The sequence below is a fragment of the Agromyces sp. P1_H4 genome (assembly GCF_056405255.1).
Genome location: NZ_JBFUCL010000465.1, coordinates 1 through 2,190, shown reverse-complemented (window position 1 = coordinate 2,190; position 2,190 = coordinate 1). Strand labels below are relative to the sequence as shown.

General features: G+C 71.5%; 1 protein-coding gene. It reads right to left on the bottom strand.

Annotation, left to right across the window (positions count from 1 at the left end; translation table 11 throughout):
• Positions 1-2,190 (bottom strand): glycoside hydrolase (locus tag AC1DY2_RS18930; RefSeq protein ID WP_476763817.1); only part of this gene is annotated, 2,190 nt, incomplete at both ends.

The following is a 2,190-nucleotide window of genomic DNA, read 5'->3' as shown; positions in this document are numbered from 1 at the left end:
GTCTCGGCCCACGCGCCGTCGTCGGGGAGCTGCCACGTGACGGCGACGGGCACGCCCGCGCCCCAGGCGTAGCGCGGCACGATCGTCTCGGGCAGCACGGGCGCGACGCCCGCCTGGCTGCGCGCGGCGACCGTCTGCCCGTCGAGCGGGGCGAGGTCGCGCGGATCCCACGACTGGTTCGCGCCGCCGTTCGACCCGTAGACGCCCACGGTCGCGCCGCTCGTCGTCGATTGGCCGTTGACGTCGAGCGAGAGGCCGAGCGCCTCGTTCACGAGCGTGTACGCGCGCCCGTCGGTGGTGTTCACGATCCAGCGCGTGGCGGCCGTGGCGGCCGCGGTCTCGAGCGAGGCTGTCCGCAGGTCGGTGCCCGAGCTCGTCGCGCCGAGCACGCGACCGTCGGACGCCTCGAGCACCACGCGTCGCGTCGCCTCGCGGTCACCCGCCGGCACCTCGTGCACGGTCCACGCCTGCGGCGCTGCCGCCGCGGCATCCGTCGCCACGTTGCGGATCGTGGTGGCCGCGCCCGTCGCGCCGGCCGTGAGCGCCTTGCCGCTCTGAGTGCCGACGAACTGGTAGCGGTGGCCGTCACGGAGCGCTGGGGCATCCGCCGCGACCCCCGAGACGCCGTCGATCACGAACGTGGTGACCGACTTCGCGGGCACCGTGAGCGTCGCGGTCTTCGCGGCGCGATCGATCGCGACCGGCGCGCCCTCGACGAGCGCGTTCGCCGTCGGGGCATCCGCCGACGCGGCCTGCGTGGTGACCACGGGCGTGACCGTGGCGCCTTCGGCGAGGTCGCCGAAGTTCGACAGGTCGAGGGTGATGACCCGGTCGGATGCCGCGGTGTTCGTGTGCACGATGGTCGCCCCCGTGCCGTCGCCGCGCACGGCCGCCGTGCTCGAGGCATCGTCGACCGCCATGAGGTGGTCGCCCTCGTGGAGGTACTTGGTGAAGTTGCGGATCGTGTTGAACTTCGAGTTCACCTGCACGCCGCACTCGGGCGCCTTGCTGGAGTCACCGCCCGCGTCGGCGACCCGGCGCGCGGACTTCCACACGGTGCCGCCCGCCTCTTGATAGGGCGTGCAGTCCAGGTCGATGAAGATCGAGCCCCAGTTGAGGTTCTCGCCCTGCGGCTGCATGTTGTAGAGGTCCTCGACGGGCTGCCAGAGCACCCACGCGTTCGGTTCGAGTTCGCGGAGGTCGTCGTGGATGCGGCCGGCGATGCCGAGGCCGTTCTCGATGTTCACGGGGTTGAAGCCGCTGACCCAGTTGCCCTCGATCTCACTCATCCAGAGGTCGGTGTCGGCCTGCTTGGCGAGGTCGCGCACGACGAGCCGGCCCGAGGTGCCGTAGGTGTGCACGTTCATGCGGTCGACCTTGGCGCGCGTCGCGGCCGGGTAGCCGGCCCAGTTCGTCGCGAAGATGCCGGGGTTGGTCTCGTCCATCGCGGCGAGGCCGGCGTCGGTGGTCGTGGCGGGGTCGTCGAGCTCGGCGCGCACGTCGTCGATGAGCGACACCTGCCGGGCAGGCCCCATGTGCATGCCCTCCTGGCGGCCGCCGACCGGCTTGCCGTTGCTGAGCGTCGTGCCCCAGTAGTTCGTGTTCGGCTCGTTGAACGGGTCGATCGTGTCGACCTCGATGCCGTACTCGTCCTCGAGGTGCTCGGTGACGTTCACGAGATACGTGGCGAACTGCGCCTCGGCCGCGGGCTTCAGCTGCTCGGACGTCGCATTGAAGCCGCCCGAGACGTAGCCGCTCTCGGTCATGAAGTACGGCGCCGAGTTGGCGAACGTCTCCCAGTGGGTGATCTGGTCGTCGGCGGCGAGGCGCTCGACCCACCAGCGCTGGGTCGCGTCGGCCGACCAGTCGTACGATGCGGGGTCGTCGGCGTCCCACTTGGCGAGCAGCGCGTTGCGGTCGGCGAACCTCGTGGTGGTGCCGTCATAGGTGCCCGCTGAGCCGTCGGGGTCGGCGGCCCACCAGCCGTCGACCGCGCCGCCCGGGCGCAGGTAGTCCTGCACGTCGGACGCGTTGCCGCCGCCGATGTTGTAGCGCGCGATGTTGAGGTCGAGGCCGTCCTCGCCGAACACGGCCTGGTAGAGCTGCTCCCGCAGCTCGGCCGGGTAGCCGCCGGTCGCGTTCGCGAACCAGACCAGGCTCGTGCCCCACCCCTGGAACGACTCGCCCTGG